Source organism: Paenibacillus sp. FSL R7-0210 (assembly GCF_038009085.1).
In the GTDB taxonomy this organism is placed as follows: Bacteria; Bacillota; Bacilli; order Paenibacillales; family Paenibacillaceae; genus Paenibacillus_AQ; species Paenibacillus_AQ silagei.
Genome location: NZ_JBBPAR010000001.1, coordinates 2,618,544 through 2,642,118, shown reverse-complemented (window position 1 = coordinate 2,642,118; position 23,575 = coordinate 2,618,544). Strand labels below are relative to the sequence as shown.

Genomic DNA, 23,575 nt, shown 5'->3' with positions numbered 1-23,575 from the left:
TTGAATTTGTGACCGTTCACGGTATCGCTTTCTTTCGAATGTTCATATTATTGGTTACAAAGTGCAACAATGCACCTTATCCAGCTCCGAACAGATGGAATTCCTGCACTAATTACAACAATCTGCGCTCCTCAGCTGTGAATCTAACCGAATTCCTGCAATAAATACAACAATGTGCATGATCTGAGCTTAAACGAACAGAGTTCCTGCAAAAACTACAACATTTGTGTTCAGTGAAGTGTTTAGTGGGGCGTTCAGTGAGGTGTTCGGTGAGGTGTTTAGTGGAGCGTTTGGTGAGGAAACTTCCCTTTTAGATTGTGTTAGTGGGTGGGACCACTTTCTCTTTCAGTATGTTTTAGATTCGCACCTTACACTCAAACAGCGGAGCGGGCGGAACGATTGTGAAAAAGCGAAGCGTTCGCCTTTGTGTCCGGATTTTCACCGCAAAGGGGAATGAAAAAAATCTGGACACAACAGCGATTGTAACAACGTTCCGTTTGCGCAGCGTTCACCCAAGCTAAGACGTATATCATACTCGAAACCAAGGGCCTTCCATGTAACTCCAACATGCTTTTCAGAACACACTTTCCACTTAATTTTCAGCCAATTTCACAACAGGACACATAAAGGACATAACACTCGACTATGCTGAGAGGTATAAACGGGTTGAAAGCAGGGAGTACATTGAAGAAAAAGTTACTGCTTGTCGAAGACGAGCTGCGTATCCGTGAGCTGGTGTCGGATTACTTCATACAGGACGGCTGGGAGGTGCGCGAAGCCGATAATGGGCAGGACGCGCTCCTGTGGTTCGATTCGCTTGAGCCGGATCTGCTGATTCTGGATATTATGATGCCCAAAATGGACGGATTTCAGGTATGCCGGGAGATCCGCAAGAAATCGGCGACCCCGATTATTCTGCTGACCGCCAAATCCGCCGATGACGACAAAATACACGGCTTCGAGCTGGGCGCCGATGATTATGTAACCAAGCCGTTCAGTCCCAAGGTGCTGGTGGCTCGGGCTGCCGCGTTGATGAAACGGGTTGAAGGCGCACATCAGCCAGAATCCGGGGTAGTGAGATTCGGCTCAGCCATCTTCAACACCATGGCGCACCGTCTAGAGGTGGAAGGCGCCGATGTCGAGCTAACCCCGAAGGAATATGATCTCCTGTGGCTGCTGATCCGCAACAAGGGCCATGTGGTCTCGCGGGATACCATCCTCAGCCGGGTGTGGGGAATTGAATTCGAGGGGGACTCCCGGGTCGTGGACAGCCATATCAAGAAACTGCGCAGCAAGCTGGGGTATGAATCCCGACACATCCGAACAGTGATTGGAACCGGCTACAGATTCGAGGATGAAGAATGAAAAGATGGGGAATTACCTTCAAACTGTTCGTGATGACCGTGATCTTCTTCGTCTGTTTCTACGGGATGGTAATCCTCAGCCAGTTCCTGCTGTTCGACCGCTTCTACCAGACGCAGAAGGAGTCCCGTGTAGAGAAGCATCTTAAGAGCTTCGGGACAAGCTACACCAAAGAAGCCTGGGGCAGAACCCGCACTTCCCGCGAGCTGGTCCGGTTCATGCTGCGCAATAAGACACAGATGGTCATTCTGAAGCTGGACGGGCGGATGAAGTCGGAAGATCCGTTCCGCATGAAGCTGATTGACGATAAAGGCCAGACTCAGGTGATCCCCATGTCCTTGTTCATGAATCAGTTCGGAGATATGCTCCGGTCGGCCCATTTGAAAGAGAATGACCGGGTTACCATCCAGGGAGAGCTTGTCACTGGGGAGAATGACCTCGGCAATCAGTTTTTCCCGCTCACGATTACGAAACAGGGGTTCCAGCCGGTAGGCGAGGAGGCGGAGCTGGGCAACACAAGCATTACCGGGACGATTACGGAGCTGGTCCTGCCGGATCTGAAAATATGGAACCCGCGCCAGGGCATCCTTTTCGAGGCCATCGAGGACTGGTTCCCGTTAAATACGGGGCAGCTGGAGAGCCTGGGCAAGCTGAATATGGTCAAGGAAGAGTGGACGGCTCCCTGGAGCGGTATCCGCAATTCCGTGATGATTCTGCCCGTGAAGCAGGCCAGCGGGGAGATTGAGCTGTTGTTCTCAGTGACCTCGCTGCAGGATGTTAAGGATTCCAATGAAGCGCTGCGCTGGTTCTTTTTATACTTAGGGCTTGGCGGGTTCGTGCTGATTCTGGTCCTCTCGCTGTTCTATTCCAAGATGGTGACCCGGCCCTTGATCAAGCTCAATAATACGGCCAAACGAATGGTAGCGCTCGATTTCACCGGCCATGCCTCCATCCGCCAGAAGGATGAGCTGGGCAATCTGTCCAGAAGCATGTTCACCTTGTCCCAAAGTCTGGACACTGCACTGGGCGAGCTGCGGGAGACGAATCAGCAGCTGGTGGAGGAGATGGAGCAGAAGAAGAAGCTGGAGCAGATGCAGCAGGACTTTTTTGCCAGTGCCTCCCATGAGCTGAAGACGCCGCTTAGCATTATCAAGGGCTTCGCCGAGGGGCTGGAGGATGGGGTGAGCGCCGGCAAGCAGGATCATTACATCAAGGTCATTATCGAAGAGGCCGACAAGATGGAGTTCCTGGTAAAAGATATGCTGGACCTTGCCCGGCTGGAGTCCGGCACGATCAAGCTGCGCAAAAGCTCCTTCATGCTGAGCGAAATGACGGAGAAGGTGACCGATAAACTGGTGCATTCCCTTCAAAATAAGCAGCTGGATGTGGTCATTATTCCGGCGAATGAATTGCCCGTATATGCGGATGCTACATGGATTGAACAGGTGCTCAGCAATCTGCTGACCAACGCGATCCGTCATGCTGAAGAGGGCAGTACGATAACCGTCACCTTGGAGAGTTCACCCAAGAAGCTGCTGTTCACCATACACAACAAAGGGGAGCGAATCCCCGAGGATCAGCTGGCGCATATCTGGGAGCGCTTCTACCGGATCGAGGCTTCACGCAGCCGTCTGACGGGCGGGACCGGACTCGGATTATCCATTGCTAAGCAGATTTTAGATATGCATGGCTGCAGGTATGCAGTGATGAACACCTCGGACGGCGTCTGTTTTAGTGTAACCTTTGGAGGCTGAGCCGCCCATTACTAACTTGTCAGGAAAGGAGTGAACAGCATGAAATGGAGCTGGCTGCCTTCAATGTGCACACTGGGAAACCTGGGCTTCGGATCAATTTCCCTGCTATTCACGATTGAAGAACGTTATGATCTTGCTTTATTAATGATACTGCTGGCTGCGATATGCGATGTTATGGACGGACTGCTCGCCCGGATGCTGCATTGCACCAGTGATTTCGGCAAACAACTGGACTCTTTGGCGGATATTATTTCTTTTGGCATCGCTCCCGTCTTTCTTATTCTGTTATACCGGCTGGAGAACGTGCAGTGGGTCGGACCTGTCGCTGCGGTCGCATTCCTGATCTGCGGGGCGCTGCGGCTGGCCAGATTCAATATCTCGGCTCCTTCCAAGGGCTTCGTGGGCATGCCGATTACGGCAGCCGGATTGCTTCTGTCGATGACCACACTTATAGGTGAGCGGCTGAAGCCGGAAATGGTCATTTTAATTATGGGACTGTTGTCTATACTGATGATAAGCAGGGTTCCGTTCCCTTCGTTCAAAAAATTCGGTAACAGGAAGTGATTGTTCATGCCATGGGTCATCGAGATGATCTCACAATACGGTTATATAGCTATATTCGCGCTGCTGGCGCTGGGGCTTGTCGGACTTCCCGTTCCCGATGAGCTGCTGACGCTGTTCGTTGGCTATCTATCCTCTACCATGGTGCTGGATTTTTCACTTTCGGTTCTGGTCTGTTTCATAGGTTCGATTACAGGCATGCTGATCAGCTATACCATCGGTCTCAGAGTGGGGCAGCCTGTCGTGGACCGGTACGGGAAATGGGTAGGCCTGACGCCCAAAAGGTTCGCCTATGTCAAACGCTGGTTTTTCCGGTTCGGCAACTGGACGATATTCATCGCTTATTTTGTTCCGGGCATCCGGCATGTGACAAGCTACATCTCCGGCATCAGTGCCATGTCCTTCCGAAAATACTTAATGGTCACCCTGGCTGGTGCCTTTATCTGGTCACTCCTGTTTGTCTCGATCGGTTATCTGATCGGTTCGAGGCTAACCTTTGCTTGAGTTAAGTAATAATCTTTTATAATCAAACAGGAACTTACAGCGGCTTAACGTTCTGTTATATACTGCAAGTAGTATTTATTGCTATGAAGCTAGGAATTATAGCGATCCGAGGAGGTATGACTGTAATGCCCGAATTACAAGAGATCGAGATTGAAGAATATGTGCCGGCTAAGCATGCCGCTTCCATTGCCGAGATGTGGAACAGAAGCGCAGAGAGCTGGGGGGGAGACGGAGCGTACCGGACAGAGGAAAGTGTGCTGCGGGAACACGAGAACAGCCCCATGCTCAAGTTGTTCCTGGCGGTAAGCGGCTCAGAGGTCATCGGATATTGCAGCTTCTCTCACTATAAAGAGGATACCGGGGCGCTCTATATCGCTCTGCTCAACGTGAGACCGGATTACCATGGACGCAAGGTGGGCAAGGCGCTGGTAAGGCGTTCGATCGAAGAGACGATTAAGCTGGGCTGGCCGCGGCTGGATCTCTATACGTGGCCCGGTAATGTCAAGGCGGTGCCTACGTATAAGAAAAGCGGGTTCTTCTGGGAGAACCGGGATGACACGACTCACCTGATGAACTTCATTCCCTCGGTGCTTCAGACCGGAGCGGTGAAATCTTATTTCGAGAAGATAGACTGGTATAACGACAGCATCCGTAAGATCAAGGTGGAGCCTGATGGTCATGGGGAAAACGGCTTCGACTATTTTACATATGAATGGCTGAAGGATGGCCTGTCGCTGAAAATGGAATATGAGCGGACAGGCCGCGGCCTGCGCCTCATTGAGACGGAGGATTACCGGATACAGGTAACGATTCCTGCGCAGCATGAGCTGCCGTTTGGAGCTGAATACCCTGTCATTTATGAAGCCGTTAATAAAAGCGGGAAGCCCTTGTCGCTCCAGATTAGCGGTAAAAGCAATGCGCAAATCCGCTTGGAGCTGGAGGCTGCTCAGGATATCGAATCCGAGGCGCGGATCGAAGGCCGCTTCTTCATCCATCCGGTGAAGGAGGAGCAGGATCTCTATCAGACCCATCCTGTGGTGGAGGCAGAACTGCTCATTAACGGCCTGCCTGCCGTATTCAAGCTGGGCATCAAGCCAAAGTTCCCGGTCAAGGTGAAGCTCCAGGTACCGGACAGAACGCTTTTCGCGGGCGAAGAGGTGGAGCTGGATGTGACAGTGGAGAATGAGTACAGCACAGACACCGTGTTCAGCTTCGAGCTGCCGGAGGACGAGATTCTGTCGTTCAGTCAAAAGCAGTACACCGTTGAGGTTCCTGCCAAGAGCCGGAGAACCGTCACCGCAGCAGCCCGGCTGCTCGGATACGGCATTTGGCACCATACGGTGAGCATCCGCAGTGCAGAAGAAGGAGCGGCCGCCATCCTGGAACAGGAGCTCAGCCTGGTCTTCACCGGAGCAGAGACGGTCTTCGGCGGCCCGACCGATAAGGACTGGATCATCAGCAATGGCCGCTATTCCGCCGTTCTGAACAAAACGAACCATTGGCTTACTTTTTTTGAGAACCGTAAATACCTCATGAACCTGCCTTATCCGAAGCTTGGACTGCCTTATACGAATGAATTCAATAAATTCTCAGCGCTGGATGTGAAGATCTCCAGGGATCAAGAGGCTATCGTGCTTGAGGCCACTTATGAGGTCGGCATCCGGAAGGGCTTGCTGCTGACGATGGTCGTGAAGCTGTTCGGCAACGGGATTGTCTCCCGTTATTTCAGAATCGACAACCCGCAGGCTACCGAACAAGTGGATGAGCTGGTCTTGAAGGACTGCTTCCGCTTCAACCTGCATGGAGGCGTCATCCCTTACCGCGGCAAATATATAGATCTGAGCGCAGGGGCAGAAGCCTCCGGCATGGATTACTGGGAAGCGCAGGAATTCACGGAGAACTGGATGTTCGCTGCGGATGAAGGCTTCTCCAGAGGGATTAGCTGGCCGTCAGAGCTTAAGCTGATTCAGGACTCTTGGATGCATGCCGTGGAGCATTCCCTGGGGCGGATTCCCGCCGGCGGGCGGAAGGAAACGCAGCCGCTGCGGATCGCTCTGGGAACCTGGGACCATTGGCAGGATTTCCGTGCTTATGCGCTGCAAAGCGGTAACAGGAATGCTGAGGAACTGACCACTACAGAGCAGCTGGAGCTGAGCCTGAATAACGGGAATCCGTTCATGGCTGGAGAGGCTAAGCTTCTCCTTCAGGAGCAGAAGAAGAGCTATCTGGTGGGTGAGATTCGGATCTCTTCCGAAGCAGGCAGCATGGAGGAAGCGCGGTTAACGATTCAAGAGGAAGAGAAGCTCAGAGAAGCGGCTCTGCCGCTGACAGTACCGGCAGGCGCTGCCCCGGATGTGCTGACCCTGCATCTGGATATGGACAGTTATGTGCAGGATCAATCCTTCCTGGTCTTGCCTGTCGCGGATGAACGTGTCCGGCAGGAGAGACTTGTAGCAGAAGGGGCGCAGGTACTGGCTGTAGACAACGGGGTACTGCGGATACAGGCCAGCCCTGACTTTGCACCGGGACTGTTCTCGCTGGTCCATCAGGGCGAGGAATGGCTTGAATCTTCTTTTCCGCAGCCTATAGCGAAATCCTGGTGGAATCCTTGGGTGGGCGGTATTGTCACTCATGCCGAAGACATCGCCCTGCGCAGCTTCATGGAGGAGCCGCTAACGGCTGACTTCGCTGAATTAACCGATAACAAGGGGAACCGCTGGTCTGGTATACGGATGAGCGTCACCATTCAGAAGAATGATAAATACAAAGGACTCGTACTGCATCAATATTACATGCTGCTGCCAGGCGTTCCGGTGCTTGCCTCTACGGTACATGTGGAGCAGAATACAGGCGGCCCGCTATGCCCATTGAAGCTTGAGACTTCAACCTTCTATACTGCCGCCTCAGGCATACAGGATGGAAGAGGATATCTGAAGAACAGCAAGGGTCAAGAGCTGGTATATAAGGCAGGGAGAATACAGTCAGGAGCTAAAAGTTCAAATGGGCTTCTGCAACTGGGTTCTGAGGAGCGGAAGCAACGCTTGACGTTAATTGCAGCACCTGATTCCTCACCTTCTCTTATGGTTAATGCTGTTGCAATATTATCGTATGCGGAAGAGTACCTGCATCTGCAGGATGGCAAAGAGCAGTTCAGCAAGCCGCAATTCTATCTGATCTCGGATCTCCAGGTACCTGAGCAGGCCTATGGCGATCTGCTGTCGATCCGGTTCAAGAAGTGAGTCAGAGAAAGGAAGCTTCTATGAAAATCATTGACGCACATGTGCATTATTCCAATATTGCAGCTTTCCACGAAACGGCGCAGACCTTGGCGCATATCGATTATACCGGCAAGGGACTCCAGGAGGAGTTCCGCCGCAGCGGTGTCATTGCCGGTGTCGGCATGGGAGTGACCGAGACGGTTGCCGGAGCTTTTCCCGATTCCGCTGCCCTGAATCCTATGCTGCTTGACCTGAGCGAGACACTGCCGGACAATCTGTTCACCTGCGTGGGCATTAATCCGCTTACCCTTCATCTGGAGGGGCAGCTTGAAGCACTGGAGCAATCGCTGCAGCGCTCCGATGTCGTTGGCATCAAGCTGTACGCCGGGTATTACCACTTCAATGTGGGGGATGAGATCTATGATCCGGTCTATAAGCTGGCTGCCGCTTACGGCCTCCCGGTGGTCATTCATGGAGGATTGACTTATGCGGACCAGGGATTGTTGAAGTATTCCCATCCGCTGTCCATGGAGGAGACCTTCCTGAAGCACCGGGAGATTACCTTCATGCTCTGCCACCTGGGCGATCCTTGGGTGATGGACACCGCAGCCCTGCTGGAGAAGAACCCTAACCTGTACACAGATCTATCCGGCTGGATTGTCGGCGATCAGGCCAAGGTGGACCGGCTGCTGACCGAGCAGACCTATACCGATCATTTCCGCCGGGCGCTGGTGTTCGCCGAGAAATACGACCGGCTGGTCTTCGGCACCGACTGGCCGCTGGTCCCGCTGGACGCCTACATTCCCTTCGTGAAGCACCTGGTGCCGGAAGCTTATCATGAGGATGTCTTTTATAATAATTCACTCCGCGTGTTCCCTAAGCTTGCGGAGCGGATCAGAGAACTGAATCTATAATGAGATGGGCTGCAAACTTCCCCCGGAATGGTATTCCGGGGGTTTTTAGTTTCGTTTCCACTTGTTGAGTGGGGGCGGGTTACTACTTCTGATGGACGACCTGTGGTAAGCTGAGAGTAGACAGTATCAGCTTTAACACTGTAAGAATGAACCTCAGGGGTGTTAAAGTCTGAGCATGAACGAGCTGATATTGGGGTGGGCGGAGGAAGAATCCATTCTGTTCGTAGCGAATCATTAGCGATAAGTGTATTTTGTACAACTAAAAACAGGGAGACGAAAGGCTTTCCTCTTCTAAGTGTATTTTGTACAACTATATTTGCCGGGATGGGCGAAAATCCAGGTAGAGAAGCATTATATTTGCACGAAATACAACTAAACGGAGATTTGGCGGCGCATCAGACGTTTTAGTTGTATAAATTGCATTTAAGCCTACCCTTTGCATCCTAATTGGGGTGGAGTAAACCCTCAGCAGCGATTAGTTAAAGTAATTTTCATAAGTTGAAATCTCATGAGCTAGTAGTTTGTAGCCCGTTAAGCAATCAATTGTTGCTAGAAGTTGAGAGGGAGGGGTATTATGCCATACATACAGGTACACGATCTTGAAATGTTCTATGAACAGATGGGCACCGGGGAACCGGTAATCTTCCTGCACAGTCATTATTCCCGCAGCATGCTGGCCTTCAGCAGCCAGGTTCTGGACTTCCAGAGCCATTACAGTTGTTACTTCCCTGATCTTAGAGGGCATGGCAGGACCCGCTGCCGGGATCTGGACTGGTCTACTCCACGAATAGCTGAGGATGTCGCTGGATTCATGGATAGGATGAACATTGAACGGGCACATCTTATTGGATATAGTATGGGCGCGGGCGTAGGGCTGTACCTGGCGGTGAATCATCCGGGACGGATTGCTACGCTTACTACGATTGGAACCAGCGGATTCTGTGAACCGGCTGGAGCCGGAGAATACGAGCCTGAACAGCTGCTGGCGAATCAGCAGCAAGCCTTCATAGATCAGATGATGGAGAGGCATCAGGAGGCCCATCAGGGGAATTGGCAATACTATCTGCGGCAAACGGTGCAGGACTGGATCAGATACCCGGATCTCACGGAGGAGCAACTGGGCAGTATAACCTGCCCGGCACTGCTAATTTCAGGGGAACATGACCCGTTCGCGGGAGAGGATAGAACCGTGAAGCTAGCTTCCCTCCTTACGGATGCAAGGACGCTGATCGTTCAGGGAGCGGGGCACCGCCCGCATATGTTAAGGGAACAGCCCATTCTGGTGAACGATACGATTCTTGAATTCCTTGCACACAACCCTATCCACTAACACAAGGGGATGTACACATCCAGAAAGGACGTACAGATGAAGAAAGTCATCGTGATCGGAGCAGGGATTCTCGGAGCCTCGGCAGCTTACCAGTTAGCAGTGATGGGCGCAGAGGTGCTGATTATAGACCGTCAAGACCCTGGACAAGCAACGGATGCAGCGGCAGGCATCATCTGTCCCTGGCTGTCGCAGCGGCGCAATCAGGCCTGGTACCGGCTGGCGAAGGCGGGGGCGCGGTTCTATCCTGAGCTGATTAGCCAGCTTAAGGAAGGCGGCGAAGCGCATACCGGTTATGCCAGGGTTGGAGCGCTTAGTATACATACGGATGAGAGCAAGCTCGACAGAATAGAAGAGCGGGCACGGATGCGGCTGGCAGATGCCCCGGAGATCGGAGTCATCACGCGGCTTAGCGCAGGGCAGACCCGTGAACGCTTCCCGCTGCTGGCGGAAGGATATGCCTCGGTTCATATTAGTGGAGCTGCCCGAGTGGATGGCCGCGCTTTGCGGGACGCTCTGCTTCATTCTGCGCAGCAGCAGGGGGCGGTCATGATAAGCGGTGACGCTGCGCTTGCTTTTGAACCGGGCCGGGTCACCGGAGTCAACGCAGGAGGACACTATTATCCGGCGGATGAAGTTATTATCTGTGCAGGCGCATGGGCGAACCCGCTGCTCATGCCGCTGGGCATTGACTTCAAGGTGAGCTACCAGAAGGGGCAGATCATGCATTTGCAGGTATCTGACCAACAAGACACGGAAGTCTGGCCGGTGGTGATCCCGCCAAGCGATCAATATCTGCTCGCTTTTGCCCGGCAGCAGATTGTTATCGGAGCTACTCATGAGAATGACGTAGAAGGATATAATACCAGAGTGACCGCCGGCGGGATGCAGGAGATTCTGACTAAAGGACTGGAAGTAGCTCCTGGACTGGCGGACGGTACTTATAGTGAAGTGAGGGTCGGCTTCCGTCCGTTCACTCCGGGATTTCTGCCGGTCATAGGGGCTGTCCCCGGGTGGAGCGGAGTCCTTGCGGCCAATGGTCTGGGAGCTTCAGGACTTACGATGGGGCCGTATATCGGTTATGAGCTGGCGAAGCTGGCACTCGGCAGAGAGCCTGATCTGGAGCTGGACGATTATAGCCTTCAGAGAGCCATAACGGGCGGATGATTACGAATACATTTCCTTCATTGGAACATTATGATTCAATTCGGCTTGCCGGATGAATTTTTGTTTGACAGAAGTGAAGGTCTGATCCATAATACAATCCATACTAAACATATATGATTTATAGGAAGGGTGGATCACACGTGATTAATTTAAAAGCTTCTATGAGAAAAACAGCAGGGCTGGGCACACTTGCGGTATTGTTTGTATCGCTGCTTGCCGGCTGCTCCGGGTCTGCCAATCCTGCGGATTCCAATAATGGGGCTAAGGCCAGTACGGCTCCAGCGGCAACGGAAAGTGCAAGCACTGCAGAGCCTGCAACTGGAGGCACCTTCGTGTATGGCCGCCCGGCTTCCGTAACGTCGTTTGATCTGCATAACCAGATTACATCGAATAATGCATTCGCGATTGATAAAGTGTTTGAGTCACTGGTTGCTTTTGACAGCAAGGGTGAAATTACGGATCAGCTCGCAGCCTCGCATACGATCAGCGAAGACGGCTTAACTTATACGTTCGTACTCCGTGACGGCCTGAAGTTCTCGAACGGTACGCCGGTGACCGCAGAGGATGCGGTATTCTCCCTCCAGCGGCATCTGAAGGTTGGCGGTCCCCTGGCCATCTCGGCCAAGGTAGATACGGTGAAGGCACAGGATGAGAAGACACTCGTAATCACGCTAAAAGAACCCTACACTCCGTTCATCTCGGAGTTGTCGAACTTCTCGAACGGGATCATCCCGAATAACTTCGGCGGAGTGAGCGAAGAGGAATTCTTCAAGAAGCCGGTAGGGACCGGGCCATTCGTGATCGAGACATGGGACCCGGCAGGTGATGTGACCTTCACCAAGAATACTAACTACTGGAAGGAAGGTAAGCCTTATATCGACAAGCTCGTCTATAAGCTGATCCAGGACGACAGTCAAGCCATTAACCAGCTTAAAGCCGGGGCAGTGAATGCAGTTGAAGCCCTGTCACTACAGAATGCGGGCGAAATCAAGGACGGTGCAGACACCACAGTAGTAACGAACGGCAGCTGGGTGACAGAACAGCTCTTCTTCAACACACTGGATAAGCACTTCTCCGATGTGCATGTCCGCCGGGCACTGGCACTGGCGCTTGACCGTGACGGACTGACCAAGGCCTTGACCTTCGGCTATGCACAGACTGCGACTTCGCTGCTGCCAACTACGATTCCTTACAATGCCAATGATAAGATCAAGGCACTGAGCTTTGATCCGGCGGCTGCCAAGGCAGAGCTGGCCAAATCGGCCTTCCCTGACGGATTCTCCACCAAGCTGCTGGTTGCTTCCGGCAACAGCACCCGGGCTCAGGAAGCCCAGATTATCCAGGCCGCCGGCCAGGCGATCGGGATCAAGATTGAGATTGAATCGGTGGAGCTGGCTACCTTCCGCGAACGCTTTTTCGCTTATGATTTCGCGGCGATGCTGAACAGCGGTCAGGCGGATTCCCCGGAAGCGAACTCGATCTTGGCGTTCCAGACCGACCCGGAAGGCTTCAGCAAATCGTACTGGACGCATTACACGAATGAGAAGGTAACCAAGCTGCTGTATGAAGGCCAGAAGACAGCTGATGGTGAAGGACGGGCTACGATCTACACCGAGCTTTTACAGACGCTTGCCGATGAAGTTCCTTACATTCCGCTGTACTATCCGGATATCCTGATCGGCGCGCGGTCTTCTGTAGACGGACTTGTGGTTCTGCCTAACGGCAGCATCCGTCTGGAAGATGTCCGACTAGCTAAATGATGAAATCCAAGCTGACCCTAAGCGGTGCAGCTGGAAACAACGGTTCTTACAAGTGGCTGGCCTTAGCCCTTGTAAGAGCCTTACTTGTTATCCTCTGCGTAATGACGGCGGTCTTTTTCCTGATCCGAATTGTACCCGGCGACCCCGCCAAAATGATTCTCGGTGAATACAGCACACCTGAAGCGCTTAAGAATATGCACCACACACTGGGACTGGATCTCTCCTTATGGGATCAGTTCACCCGGTTCGTGAAGCTGCTGTTCACTCAGGGAGATACCGGAAACTCTATTATTGCCGGCACCTCGACGAGAGAGCTGATTGCAGAGCGTGCTCCGGTCACACTACTGCTGATTGTAATTGCTTCGGTGCTTGCGATAATTGTAGCCCTTCTGCTGGCAACGGTTGCTGCCACCCACAAGGACAAGCTGCTAGACCATCTGATCCGCATTATTCCAGCGGTCACCCTTGGGATGCCGGTCTTCTGGGTTGGGATTCTGTTCATTCTATTCTTTAGTGTGCGGCTGGGCTGGTTCCCCGTAGGGGGAATCGGCGAGGGATGGTCGGGTACGCTCCATAGTCTGGTGCTTCCGGCGGTCACGATTGCTTTTTCACAGATTCCTACGCTGGTCCGCTCGCTGCGTGCGCAAATGCTGGAGGTGCTGGAATCCGAATTCGTGGTCACTCTCCGTGCAGCTGGAATCCCGTCCAGAGTCATCCTGTTCAAGCATGTGCTGCGCAATTCGGCATTGCCGACCGTGATGCTGCTGGGAGTCAATGTGTCCTACCTGATCGGGGGAACGCTCGTTGTGGAGCAGGTCTTCGGGATCAAGGGCATTGGCAGCCTGCTGTTCACCTCCATCTCAAACAGGGATTTCCCGGTGATTCAGGGGATTGCGCTCTATTGTGCGCTGGCTGTTGTGATTATCAGTCTGCTAATCGAAATTATCTCCGGGTGGCTTGATCCCAGAACGAAGGGGAAATCATGAATACTACACAGATAGATACAACCCTGCCGGACCTCGGGAAGCCCGCAAGCGGACTCCGAAGAGTACTGAACACCCCGTCACTGCTGATCGGGATCATTATGTTCACTATACTTATACTGCTCGCCATATTCATCCCCTACTTAAGTCCATACAACCCGACGGAGCAGAATCTGAGCGCCTTCCTGCAGCCGCCTTCTGCAGCCCACTGGCTCGGTACCGACCAGCTTGGCCGTGATTTGTTCACCAGATTGATCTATGCCGCCCGGACGGATCTGACGATCATGGTGCTGGCTGAGATGATTCCGTTCTGCACGGGCGTCATGCTGGGTATGATTTCGGGATACTATGGCAAATGGACCGATAGAATTATAGCGCTGATCACGGACACTTTTATTGCCTTCCCGTTCTATCTGATCGTCATTATCGTGGCCTTCGCCAGCGGGGCAGGAGAGCGCGGAATCTATATTACCTTCATTCTCGTAGGTTGGATTGTATTCGCCCGTGTGGTCAGAGGACTCAGCGCATCCTTCCGGAAGCAGGAATGGATCGCCTCGGCGCAGACGCTAGGTCTGCCCGGACACCGTATCCTTCTGCGCCATCTTCTGCCGAATGTATTGCCGCAAGCCGTTGTCGTGCTGATGACGGATATGATTGGACTCCTGGTAGCCATCGTTACGCTGGGTTATCTGGGAATAGGGATTGCCCCGCCTACGCCGGATTGGGGAACGATGATCGCAGACGGACAGCCCTTCATTACCACAGCCTGGTGGCTGTCGGCGGTTCCCGGCTTCGCAGTCGTGTATACGGGAATTGCGTTGTCTCTCCTGGGAGACGGACTGGCCGATATCTGGAGGAGAAAAGGATGACAACACAACCTGTACTTGAACTCGAAACACTGACACTCGCAGCCTCTTCCACAGAAATCCTGGTCAACAGCGTCAGCTTCTCCCTTGAACGCGGCGAAAGCCTGGGACTAGTGGGCGAATCCGGCTCCGGCAAATCGCTGACGCTGCGGGCGATTCTCGGCTTGCTTCCGCGCGGTGTGGAGCAGACCGGGGGAGAGGTCCGCAGCAAGGTAAGCAGTGCCATGGTGTTCCAGGACCCCAGAGGAGCACTGGACCCGCTCTGTCCGGTAGTGAAGCAACTGACTGAGGTTGTCTATTACAGACAGAGAACCAGTCTGAAGGCTGCGCGGCGCATCGCCCTGGAGCTGCTTGAACGGCTCGGTCTGCCAGCTTCGCTGAAGACAACAGACCGCTACCCGGGGCAGCTCTCCGGCGGCCAGTGCCAGCGTGTCGTCATTGCTCTGGCGCTGGCCTGCAAGCCGGGCATTCTGCTCTGTGATGAGCCGACCACCGCGCTGGATGTGACGGTTCAGCGCCAGATTATAGATACGATTACGAGTCTGCAGCAGGAGCTGGGCTTCGCTATGGTCTTTGTGACCCACAATCTGGCGATTGCCGCCAACCTCTGCTCCAGACTGGTTGTGATGAAGCAGGGCCGGATCATTGAGCAAGGCGAGACGCATAGCCTGCTGCGCCATCCGGCTGAGGGCTATACACAGATGTTAATGGATTCGGTGCTACCTCTGCCGGAGCTGGAAGGAGGCGGGATCTCATGGAAGTAGCACTACAGGTGCAGGATGTAACCGTCCGTTATGGCGGGTTCACCGCCCTCGATCAGATCCGGCTGGAGCTTGCGCGGCATACCACGCTGGGGCTTGTCGGTGAGTCCGGCTCCGGGAAGTCTACGCTGGCCCGGGTCATTGCCGGACTCATTACCCCGGATGCAGGACAGCTTCTGCTGGGTGCGGAGCCGTTAGGCAAGAAGCGGAGCAAGGCGCAGCATAAGCAGATTCAGATGATCTTTCAGAACCCGGATTCTTCGCTTAATCCCAGGCATACTGTCCGGCAGATTCTGGCGGAAGCCTTGCTGTTCCACCGGATTGTAGAGCGTTCGCAGGTTGAGCGCAGAAGTAAGGAGCTGCTTAGCCGGGTGCAGCTGGATGCCAAATCTCTGGACAGATATCCGCATGAATTCTCCGGCGGCCAGCGCCAGCGGATTGCCATTGCCCGCGCGCTTAGCGTGGAGCCTAGCCTGCTGATCGCCGATGAGCCTACCAGCGCACTGGATGTCTCAGTGCAGCGCAGCGTGCTGGAGCTATTCCATACGCTGCAAGCCGAGCTTAATCTGACGATGCTGTTCATCTCCCATGATCTGGGAGTCATTCATGCCGTCAGCGATACCGTCGCTGTGATGCGCCAGGGGCAGCTGGTCGAGGTGAATTCGAAGGATGAATTCTTCGTCCGGCCCCAGCATGAATACAGCCGGGACCTATTGTCTGCGGTGCCCAAGATGCCGCAATATTGAACATTCATACCATCAGGAGGATTATATGAACCGTCAAATTACAGGATTCGTACCACTCACGCTATCTGAACTGGACACATTAACACAGCAGCTATCCCGGCTATTAGGGACACAGCATCCTCCGGTAATCATTCCGGGGGAGGCGATTCTAGGCATTGAGGCGGTAGCAGCAGGAATTGCAGCGCCGGGACGTACGATTCTGAACGTAGTGACCGGACCGTACGGCAGCTTGTTCGGAGCGTGGCTGGAGCGCGGCGGGGCCACCGTTAAGGAAGTGAAAGTTCCCTTCGACCAGGTGGTTACAGTAGAGGAAGTGGCCGCAGCGATTGAGAAGCATCAGCCGGTTGCGATTTCTTTGGTACAGGCAGAGGTGGTTACAGGCGGCTCGAACCCTGCGGAGGAGATCTTCAAGCTGGCCCGCAGGCATGACCTGATTACGGTAACGGATTCCGTGTCGGCTGTCGGGGGAGAGGCGCTGTCTGTGGATGAGTGGGCGGTGGATTTCGCTGTAATGGGTGCGCAAAAAGCGCTCGCCGGTCCTAACGGAATCAGCGCGGTCAGTATTTCTCCCCGCGGCTGGGCCTTCCTGGAGTCGAACGAACGGGCTCCGCGCAATTCCATTCTGTCCTTGCTGGATCTGCAGCCGTCCCCGGACGGAGCAGCGCCGCTCCGCGTCCCGCCGAATATCCCGGTCCTGGAAGCCAGAGCCCTAATCGAAGCCCTGGAGGCTGTTGCTGAGGAGGGACTGTCCCAGGTAATCCAGCGGCATCAACGGGCAGCGGCCTCTGCTGTCGCAGGGGTCGCGGAGCTTGGGCTTGCGCCTTGGCAGAAGGACAGCAGTCATTATTCCACGCTGACTACGACTGTTCGGATTGACGAGCAGCCGCTTCTGCTGATCAAGCAGCCTGTCGGTATCGTAGCTCCCGGGGACGGGGAATTATTCGGTCAATTGCTGCGGATCAATCATTTCGGAACGAATGCCAGCCGGGAGAGTGTCGAAGCAGCGGTGCAGACGCTGGCCAGACTGCTGAAGCTGGATGCTGAACCGGCAGTGCAGGCCGTCCGCCAGGTCTGGGGGGAAGCGGAATGATCCTCAAGCAGCCGCAATTTCAGGCATACACTGGAATCCATATTGCAGGTATCCAAGGGAAACGCTTCGATATCGAGATTACGAACGGGCGGTTCACCTCAGTGGCAGAAGCGGGTTTGCAGCCGGGACAGGCGGAAGGCTCTAGGCAGCAGCAGCTATGGATCAGTCCGGGCATTCTGGATCTGCACACCCATCTGGCCTGGACCGACTTCGACCATGACGACCAGCTCCGCCGGGACTCCCGCGAGATTGAGGTCATGCAGGCGGAGGCCTTCGCCGCTACCTTGCGGACGGGAGTAACTACAGCCCGCGATGCCGGCGGTATTCTGCCTGCCACGATCCGGCATCTCGTGAAGTATTACCAGCAGCCGCTGCGGGTAGAGACCAGCAGTGAAATGCTGGGAGCTTCCGATGCCAAGGGGATTAAGCATCTGGAGAACCGCCTGACGGAGATCTACGCGACCGGGGCAGGCTGGGTCAAAATCATGGCAACCGGCGGTCTTGGCGCACCTACCGAGAAGGTTACGGAGCCGAACTTCTCCGGGGAGGAATTCGCCTTCATCGTCCGTCATGCCCATGCGAACGGGAAGAAGGTATTGGTGCATACCTGGGGCGGGGTGACGATTGACTGGTCGATCCAAGCCGGTGTGGAATCTATTGAGCATGGGATGTTCATGACCTGGGATCAGGCCGGGAGACTGGCCGAATCCGGCGTGGCTTACGTGCCGACCACTTCAATCTACCGGATCGCCGCCGATCCGAAGGGAGTGCTGGCGTTAAGTCCGCTCATCTGTGAACGGGCCGCCCGGGCCGCCGATGCTCACGCCATCGCGCTCGGATATGCCAGGGAGGCAGGGGTGCGGCTGGGCTTCGGCACCGATTATGCTACGCCTGCGCTGCATGGCTACAACCTGCAGGAATTCGACACGCTGCTGGACTACGGCCTGAGCCGGGCGGAGGTCTGGCGGTCAGCTACAGAAGACGCAGCGGCGATACTTGGAAGCGGCCATGAGCTGGGCCGGATTGCGGAAGGCTATATTGCCGATGCCGTCATCTACGCCGCCGATCCTTATCAGGCCAAGAATGCGGATCAACTGCGCACAAGCATTGTTACGGTCATTACTGGAGCGCAGGAAGAGGATTTGGTGTAGCAGGATTGTTGTATACGAAGGGGGCTGTCCCAAAAGTCATGAAATGCTGCTTGGGATAGCTCTTTATTTTGGATTAGAATCAACGTGAGCACTTGGGTGAACGCTCCGCAAACAGAACGTTGTTCCAATCGCTGTTGTGTCCAGATTTCTTTTATTCCCCCTTAGCGGTGAAAATCCGGACAAAGGCGAACGCTTCGCTTTTCCACAATCATTCTGCCCGCTCCGCTGTTTAAGCGAAAATTGATTCTTCCATCCTTAAAAAGCAAACAAAGAAATCGCTCATTTTGGTAAATGGAGGTACCACCCAACCATTCCCAAAGGAGCGATTTCTTTGTACATTCAATATTTCATAAACCAACTTTGCTTACCTATTGACCCATACCCATTAACCATTCACAGCTCAGTATACTGCTTAACCGCTTGATCCAGGTAGGCTGCTACCTCAGGGCTCTTTTTATTTCCGGCAGCATCGAGCAGCGGCATCAGCTGGGCCAGAATATTCAGCACCTTATTGTCACCCGGCCCCTCCATCAGGGCTTGGTCGTAGGCCCGGCGCAGCTCAGGGTCGAGTTCATTCGTGTCGTAATCGTAGGCTGGGGTGTTATCCGAGCCGAGCAGTACTAGTGGAACCGTATAAGACATTTCATTGCGGATGGCCGCGGTCCGGTTCGACTTCGGATAATCTTGGACGTAATCGCTCATGATGGCCGCTCTGCCGATCAATTCATCCCAAGTGATCACGATACCCGCATCGAAGGTAGACGGCTTGTTGCTCTCCGTTGCCATGATATCAATATACGCGGCGATATCCTTGCTGACATAGGGTTTGAAGACCTTGAAGCCTTCATAATGCATAACCGGATAATACATGCCTTCGCTTGACTCCAGCTTATAGCCTTTATCCCAAATCTCTTCAATCAGCTTGCGGACCGCAGGCGCTTTAACCCGCTTTAGAATCTCCGTATAGGTCATGTCGTTGTTAATTTCGGCATCCATTAGCGCTTTTTGCACAGCATCTGTATATAGCTTCTCAGAGAACCGCTCAAGCCCCGCCTTCTGGGCATTTTCCAATTGAAGGGTCATTACCGTGCCGTACCAGGATCCAACTTTGGAGATATGGTTCATAAGATATTTGCGTGCCTGTGCGAGGCTTGCGGGATTGCTGGCATATTTGCGGAACTGGTTGTAGACCGTCTGGGCATCAGTTGTGGATGCCGACGCTGCAACTACGGGCTGTCCACCAACGCCTGCAATCACTGTACCGCCGGCCAGAGTCAGAGCTGTACCGAGCAGCACCGCTCTTGCTGTTTTTGCTAAGGATTCTGGTAATGTTCTCATTATGTACCTCCTAATGGGATAAGGTTTGCTGGTAACGCCTATATAAGAAGCACTAAAGAAATTAACGAAAAGCAAAAAGAAGCGGAGGGGAAATTTGGAACTGGAGGAGCGATAGCGACCGCCTTTGTGTTTGGATTTCTACCGCGAGGAGCGGTTTAAATAAAGAAATCCAAACACAACAGTGGCCGGAAGTCCAAATGTTCACCGCAGTGACGACCAAGCTTAGAGTTCAAACCTAAAGTGTATCTTATCTATCCTATTTATTTGGACAGATCCGGAATGGATGAATCGGGCGACTCATATGAAATAACGCTTGACTTGGAACGCATTTCATAACCTATAGTTCAGTGGAAGACTAGACAAAGGGGAGAAGAGGATATGAATCAGACCAGCAGAAAGATTATTTTCATCGATATTGACGGAACGCTTCTCATGGAGAATGGAATAGTCCCGGAATCGGCAGTGCAGGCATGCCAGCAGGCACGGAAGAACGGGCATTTGCTGTACCTGTGCACCGGGCGCTCCAAGGCTGAAATCTATGATTACATCTGGGAGATCGGATTCGACGGGCTGATTGGAGCGGCAGGCGGATATGTGGAGAGCGGTGGCGAAATGCTTTATCATAAAAAAGTGACCCCAGAGGATGCGAAGCATTTGATCGATTATTTTAACGCGAACGGGGTCGATTTCATTCTGGAATCCAATACAGCGCTTCACGGCAGCCGCCATTTACAGCCTCATCTGGAACGCAGAATCTATGGCGACTTGCTGAATGACCCCGAGGCGCAGGAGAGAAAACGGCTGTCGCCCCATCCCTATATCGCAACACTTACTTATGGGGACGAGGAATTATATCTGGATGACGTCAACAAAGTATGCTTCCTGGAGAGCAGCCTGCCCTTTCAGCAGATTCAGGAGGAATTACAGGACCGGTTCACAGCAATTCAGTGCTCCATCCCGATCTTCGGGGAGAACAGCGGGGAGCTGATGATGCCTGGCGTTCATAAAGCTGCGGCTATTGCCGATGTCCTGCATCATTTGAATATCCCGCTTGAAGACAGTATGGCGATTGGCGATGGACTTAATGATCTGGAGATGCTGGAATATGTCCAGGTGGGGGTTGCCATGGGCAATGCCCGCGAGCCGCTCAAAGAAATTGCCGATGATATCACCGATTCTATTGAGAACGATGGACTGTATAATTGCTTCCTGAAGCACGGACTGATCTGACTAACGGGTTGATCTCCGGGAAGACTCGTGTTAGAATGCACTTAATTAAGCGATTGGAGTTGAAGAGTATCGTGCGGACATTTCTTGCGTAATGTGACCAATAAACAAGCGTTATTTGTGGAGCGCAATTTATGGTTGATATGCAGGAAGGGTCTGCCTCTTTTCACTCTGGTCCAAATATCCTTATTCAAGTCCGCCTGGAGATAAGTATCCGGGTATGGGATTTGCTGTGTTTATTTGAGCTGCTGGAGGAGAACCTTCTTGCAGCTTTTATTTTTGTGAATACAGGAGGATATGTGTATGTCTTTGATTAATGTGAGCAAGCTGACTTTTGCCTATGAGGGCACTTACGAATATATTTTTGAGAATGTGAGCTTTCAACTGGATACAGATTGGAAACTGGGCTTCACCGGACGCAACGGCCGCGGCAAAACCACCTTCCTGAATCTGCTGCTCGGCAAATATGAATACAGCGGAACCATATCCGCACAGGTGGGCTTCGAGTATTTCCCGTTTGCGGTGGCTGACCCTGCGGCTCTGACCGTGGATGTTATGCAGGAGATTGACCCGGAGATGGAGCACTGGAAGCTGATGCGCGAGCTGTCGCTGCTGCGGGTGTCCGAGGATACACTGTACCGGCCGTTTGAATCGCTGTCGAACGGGGAGCAGACGAAGGTGCTGCTGGCCGCTCTGTTCGCGCGCGAGAACCAGTTCCTGCTCATAGACGAGCCGACGAACCATCTGGATGCGAAGGGCCGGAAGCTGGTCAGTGACTATCTGCGTACGAAGAGCGGGTATATTCTGGTGTCGCATGACCGTGCTTTTCTCGATAACTGTGTGGACCATATCTTGTCGATTAACAAGACCAATATTGAGATCCAGAAGGGCAACTTCAGCAGCTGGTGGGAGAATAAGTCCAGACAGGATCAGTTCGAGCTGGCGGAGGATGAGAAGCTGCGGAAGGACATCAAGCGCTTGTCGGACTCTGCCAAAAGAACGGGCGGCTGGGCGCATGAAGTCGAGAAATCTAAGAATGGCACCCGGAGCTCCGGCAACAAATTGGATAAAGGCTACGTCGGCCACAAGGCCGCCAAGATGATGAAGCGCTCCAAGTCGATTCAGCAGCGGCAGGAATCCGCCATCGCCGAGAAGTCGAAACTGCTGCGGAATCTGGAGAGCGCAGACAGTCTGAAGATTGCACAGCTTCCTTATCATAAGCAGCAATTGGTGGAGCTGGAGGATCTGTCGATCCGCTATGACGACAAAACGGTATGCTCCGGCGTTAGCTTCGCTCTGGAACAGGGGGACCGGATCTCCCTCTCTGGCAGCAACGGCTCAGGCAAATCAAGCATTCTGAAGCTGATCTGCGGCGAGGACATAAGCTATACCGGCCATTTCGCACGGGACAGCCAATTGTCTATCTCTTATGTATCCCAGGATACTTCGCAGCTCAAGGGCAGCCTGAGTGAATATGCGCGAGAGCAGGGGATCGACGAGAGCCTGTTCAAGTCGATTCTGCGGAAGCTCGATTTCTCGCGGCTGCAATTCGAGAAGGACATGTCCACGTACAGCGGCGGGCAAAAGAAAAAGGTGCTGATTGCCGCCAGCCTCAGCGAGCAGGTGCATCTGCACATCTGGGATGAGCCGCTGAACTTCATCGATGTCATCTCCCGGATGCAGATCGAGGAGCTGCTGCTGGAATATACACCGACGATCCTGTTCGTGGAGCATGACCGCGAATTCTGCGCGAATATCGCGACTAAGCAGGTTGTACTCGACTAAGCAGGTATCAAATCTGTACCGGAAGCTCAAATTGTTCCTTCAACCGCTTGATGTCGGCCCGCGGGGGAGCGCCAAACATACGGGAATATTCCCGGCTGAACTGTGAGGCGCTCTCGTAGCCGACCCGGAAGGCAACATCGGCTGCATCTGCAGACTCGGCTAATAACAGGCGGCGAGCCTCTTGCAGGCGCAGCTGCTTCTGGAACTGGATCGGGCTCATAGCCGTAACTTCCTTGAAGTTGCGGTGGAATGCGGAGACGCTCATATTGGCGATATCGGCCAGCTCGTCGATCCGCAGAGCCTGTTCGCTATGGCTGACAATCTGTTCAATTGCTTCCCTGATCCGGTAAGTGCTGCTGCCTTCCATGGCAATCTGGGCCAGCGTTACCCCATATGGTCCCTGCAGCAGTTTATACAGAATTTCCTTAGTATATAGAGGGGCAAGGAACGGGATGTCTTTGGGAGTATTGAGCAACCGCGCCAGACGGAGAAGCGCATCCAGCAGATCCGTGTCGATGTGTCCGACGAATAAGGCACGCCGGGCATTCTCCCGGGGGAGAATCTGCAGCTGCGATTCATGGAGGACCTCCAGAATCTGGTTTTGCGTGAATTCCATTTTGAAGCTTAAATAGGGAACCTCCGGGGACGCCTTAATCACTTGTCCCACTACCGGCAGGTTCATTGAAGCCACCAGGAAATCAGAAGAGGTATACACAAAATGCTCCTGGGCCAGCATAATCTCCTTCACGCCTTGGGTAATGAAGCAGAAACACGGGTTATACACCCGGTAAGCAGGCTCACTCGCCTGGGAGTAACGGATGAATTGCAGTGCAGGCACGGCCGTTTCATGAGCGCCGTCCCGGCCGGTATGCCGCTCAATCAGCCGGCACAGCTCAAGCTTTTGCGTTGCTATTGCTTCAGTCACTTGAGAGCCTCCTTAGTTTCATATGGTTTCATTATAGGGCATATCCGGCGGGAGTGTTAATGAGAACGGTAGGATTAGGCAATCATTCGCGACTATTGTGATAACGCTAATCCATTATCTGTTGCACAATAAGAGA

The 23,575-nt window shown here is 53.4% G+C and carries 20 protein-coding genes; 18 read left to right on the top strand and 2 right to left on the bottom strand.

From position 1 onward, the window contains the following. The first annotated feature begins 684 nt into the window (after positions 1-684). From MKY64_RS11430 to MKY64_RS11360, 15 genes are all read left to right on the top strand, one after another. Positions 685-1,365: a response regulator transcription factor gene (locus tag MKY64_RS11430; RefSeq protein WP_036728495.1), complete on the top strand. Its 681-nt coding sequence runs from the start codon at positions 685-687 to the stop codon at positions 1,363-1,365. Then, the gene (locus MKY64_RS11425) at positions 1,362-3,116 is read left to right on the top strand and encodes a sensor histidine kinase (RefSeq protein WP_209870581.1); all 1,755 of its coding nucleotides are present in this window, start codon (positions 1,362-1,364) and stop codon (positions 3,114-3,116) included. Before MKY64_RS11430 ends, MKY64_RS11425 begins: the two co-directional genes overlap by 4 nt. Before the next feature lie 39 nt (positions 3,117-3,155). Next, positions 3,156-3,680 carry a CDP-diacylglycerol--serine O-phosphatidyltransferase gene (gene pssA / locus MKY64_RS11420; protein WP_036728490.1) on the top strand — a complete coding sequence of 175 codons (525 nt, stop codon included), beginning with the start codon at positions 3,156-3,158 and terminating at the stop codon, positions 3,678-3,680. Between the two features lie 6 nt (positions 3,681-3,686). Continuing rightward, the gene (locus MKY64_RS11415; protein WP_036728489.1) at positions 3,687-4,181 is read left to right on the top strand and encodes a DedA family protein; all 495 of its coding nucleotides are present in this window, start codon (positions 3,687-3,689) and stop codon (positions 4,179-4,181) included. A gap of 125 nt (positions 4,182-4,306) precedes the next feature. Further along, positions 4,307-7,420, top strand: a complete 3,114-nt coding sequence (locus tag MKY64_RS11410; RefSeq protein WP_340953068.1) for a GNAT family N-acetyltransferase — start codon at positions 4,307-4,309, stop codon at positions 7,418-7,420. 20 nt (positions 7,421-7,440) lie between these two features. Continuing rightward, positions 7,441-8,313: an amidohydrolase family protein gene (locus tag MKY64_RS11405; RefSeq protein ID WP_340953063.1), complete on the top strand. Its 873-nt coding sequence runs from the start codon at positions 7,441-7,443 to the stop codon at positions 8,311-8,313. A gap of 574 nt (positions 8,314-8,887) precedes the next feature. Next, positions 8,888-9,643, top strand: a complete 756-nt coding sequence (locus MKY64_RS11400; RefSeq protein WP_340953061.1) for an alpha/beta fold hydrolase — start codon at positions 8,888-8,890, stop codon at positions 9,641-9,643. A gap of 36 nt (positions 9,644-9,679) precedes the next feature. Then, entirely contained in the window at positions 9,680-10,807 is a 1,128-nt protein-coding gene (locus MKY64_RS11395) for an NAD(P)/FAD-dependent oxidoreductase (RefSeq protein ID WP_340953055.1), read from the top strand. 140 nt (positions 10,808-10,947) lie between these two features. Next, positions 10,948-12,567, top strand: a complete 1,620-nt coding sequence (locus MKY64_RS11390; protein WP_340953053.1) for an ABC transporter substrate-binding protein — start codon at positions 10,948-10,950, stop codon at positions 12,565-12,567. Then, positions 12,564-13,553 (top strand): ABC transporter permease, encoded by a 990-nt coding sequence (locus tag MKY64_RS11385; RefSeq protein WP_340953050.1) that lies wholly within the window; start codon positions 12,564-12,566, stop codon positions 13,551-13,553. The genes MKY64_RS11390 and MKY64_RS11385 overlap by 4 nt, the downstream gene beginning before the upstream one ends. Then, positions 13,550-14,419 (top strand): ABC transporter permease, encoded by an 870-nt coding sequence (locus MKY64_RS11380; RefSeq protein WP_340953047.1) that lies wholly within the window; start codon positions 13,550-13,552, stop codon positions 14,417-14,419. Before MKY64_RS11385 ends, MKY64_RS11380 begins: the two co-directional genes overlap by 4 nt. Continuing rightward, positions 14,416-15,180, top strand: a complete 765-nt coding sequence (locus MKY64_RS11375; RefSeq protein ID WP_340953043.1) for an ABC transporter ATP-binding protein — start codon at positions 14,416-14,418, stop codon at positions 15,178-15,180. Before MKY64_RS11380 ends, MKY64_RS11375 begins: the two co-directional genes overlap by 4 nt. Beyond that, a complete protein-coding gene (locus tag MKY64_RS11370; protein ID WP_340953041.1) occupies positions 15,171-15,923 on the top strand; it encodes an ABC transporter ATP-binding protein in 753 nt (250 codons plus the stop codon). The genes MKY64_RS11375 and MKY64_RS11370 overlap by 10 nt, the downstream gene beginning before the upstream one ends. Before the next feature lie 25 nt (positions 15,924-15,948). Continuing rightward, a complete protein-coding gene (locus MKY64_RS11365; RefSeq protein WP_340953039.1) occupies positions 15,949-17,013 on the top strand; it encodes a pyridoxal-phosphate-dependent aminotransferase family protein in 1,065 nt (354 codons plus the stop codon). Next, the gene (locus MKY64_RS11360) at positions 17,010-18,164 is read left to right on the top strand and encodes an amidohydrolase family protein (RefSeq protein WP_340953036.1); all 1,155 of its coding nucleotides are present in this window, start codon (positions 17,010-17,012) and stop codon (positions 18,162-18,164) included. The genes MKY64_RS11365 and MKY64_RS11360 overlap by 4 nt, the downstream gene beginning before the upstream one ends. Before the next feature lie 393 nt (positions 18,165-18,557). Here MKY64_RS11360 and MKY64_RS11355 read toward each other — a convergent pair whose 3' ends face one another. Continuing rightward, positions 18,558-19,502, bottom strand: a complete 945-nt coding sequence (locus MKY64_RS11355; protein ID WP_340953032.1) for a hypothetical protein — start codon at positions 19,500-19,502, stop codon at positions 18,558-18,560. A 378-nt stretch (positions 19,503-19,880) separates the two neighbouring features. Between MKY64_RS11355 and MKY64_RS11350 the strand changes: the two genes are divergently transcribed. The 3 genes from MKY64_RS11350 (at position 19,881) to MKY64_RS11340 (ending at position 22,514) form a co-directional block, all read left to right on the top strand. After that, positions 19,881-20,732, top strand: a complete 852-nt coding sequence (locus MKY64_RS11350) for an HAD family hydrolase (protein WP_340953029.1) — start codon at positions 19,881-19,883, stop codon at positions 20,730-20,732. A 131-nt stretch (positions 20,733-20,863) separates the two neighbouring features. Next, positions 20,864-21,046 carry a hypothetical protein gene (locus MKY64_RS11345; RefSeq protein WP_339314160.1) on the top strand — a complete coding sequence of 61 codons (183 nt, stop codon included), beginning with the start codon at positions 20,864-20,866 and terminating at the stop codon, positions 21,044-21,046. Continuing rightward, complete coding sequence (locus MKY64_RS11340; protein ID WP_340953027.1) at positions 21,033-22,514, top strand: Lsa family ABC-F type ribosomal protection protein; 1,482 nt, start codon at positions 21,033-21,035, stop codon at positions 22,512-22,514. Before MKY64_RS11345 ends, MKY64_RS11340 begins: the two co-directional genes overlap by 14 nt. Before the next feature lie 7 nt (positions 22,515-22,521). Here the strand turns inward: MKY64_RS11340 and MKY64_RS11335 are convergent, their stop codons facing one another. Beyond that, positions 22,522-23,439, bottom strand: coding sequence for an AraC family transcriptional regulator (locus tag MKY64_RS11335; protein WP_340953024.1), 918 nt, complete (start codon positions 23,437-23,439; stop codon positions 22,522-22,524). Between the last annotated feature and the right edge of the window lie 136 nt (positions 23,440-23,575).

Bases quoted from the DNA above. Each gene is read 5' to 3' on its own strand.
- MKY64_RS11425 (WP_209870581.1), top strand. From the start codon at position 1,362: ATGAAAAGATGGGGAATTACCTTCAAACTGTTCGTGATGACCGTGATC.
- pssA (WP_036728490.1), top strand. From the start codon at position 3,156: ATGAAATGGAGCTGGCTGCCTTCAATGTGCACACTGGGAAACCTGGGC.
- MKY64_RS11415 (WP_036728489.1), top strand. From the start codon at position 3,687: ATGCCATGGGTCATCGAGATGATCTCACAATACGGTTATATAGCTATA.
- MKY64_RS11410 (WP_340953068.1), top strand. From the start codon at position 4,307: ATGCCCGAATTACAAGAGATCGAGATTGAAGAATATGTGCCGGCTAAG.
- MKY64_RS11405 (WP_340953063.1), top strand. From the start codon at position 7,441: ATGAAAATCATTGACGCACATGTGCATTATTCCAATATTGCAGCTTTC.
- MKY64_RS11400 (WP_340953061.1), top strand. From the start codon at position 8,888: ATGCCATACATACAGGTACACGATCTTGAAATGTTCTATGAACAGATG.
- MKY64_RS11395 (WP_340953055.1), top strand. From the start codon at position 9,680: ATGAAGAAAGTCATCGTGATCGGAGCAGGGATTCTCGGAGCCTCGGCA.
- MKY64_RS11385 (WP_340953050.1), top strand. From the start codon at position 12,564: ATGATGAAATCCAAGCTGACCCTAAGCGGTGCAGCTGGAAACAACGGT.
- MKY64_RS11380 (WP_340953047.1), top strand. From the start codon at position 13,550: ATGAATACTACACAGATAGATACAACCCTGCCGGACCTCGGGAAGCCC.
- MKY64_RS11375 (WP_340953043.1), top strand. From the start codon at position 14,416: ATGACAACACAACCTGTACTTGAACTCGAAACACTGACACTCGCAGCC.
- MKY64_RS11370 (WP_340953041.1), top strand. From the start codon at position 15,171: ATGGAAGTAGCACTACAGGTGCAGGATGTAACCGTCCGTTATGGCGGG.
- MKY64_RS11365 (WP_340953039.1), top strand. From the start codon at position 15,949: ATGAACCGTCAAATTACAGGATTCGTACCACTCACGCTATCTGAACTG.
- MKY64_RS11360 (WP_340953036.1), top strand. From the start codon at position 17,010: ATGATCCTCAAGCAGCCGCAATTTCAGGCATACACTGGAATCCATATT.
- MKY64_RS11355 (WP_340953032.1), bottom strand. From the start codon at position 19,502: ATGAGAACATTACCAGAATCCTTAGCAAAAACAGCAAGAGCGGTGCTG.
- MKY64_RS11350 (WP_340953029.1), top strand. From the start codon at position 19,881: ATGAATCAGACCAGCAGAAAGATTATTTTCATCGATATTGACGGAACG.
- MKY64_RS11345 (WP_339314160.1), top strand. From the start codon at position 20,864: ATGGTTGATATGCAGGAAGGGTCTGCCTCTTTTCACTCTGGTCCAAAT.
- MKY64_RS11340 (WP_340953027.1), top strand. From the start codon at position 21,033: ATGTCTTTGATTAATGTGAGCAAGCTGACTTTTGCCTATGAGGGCACT.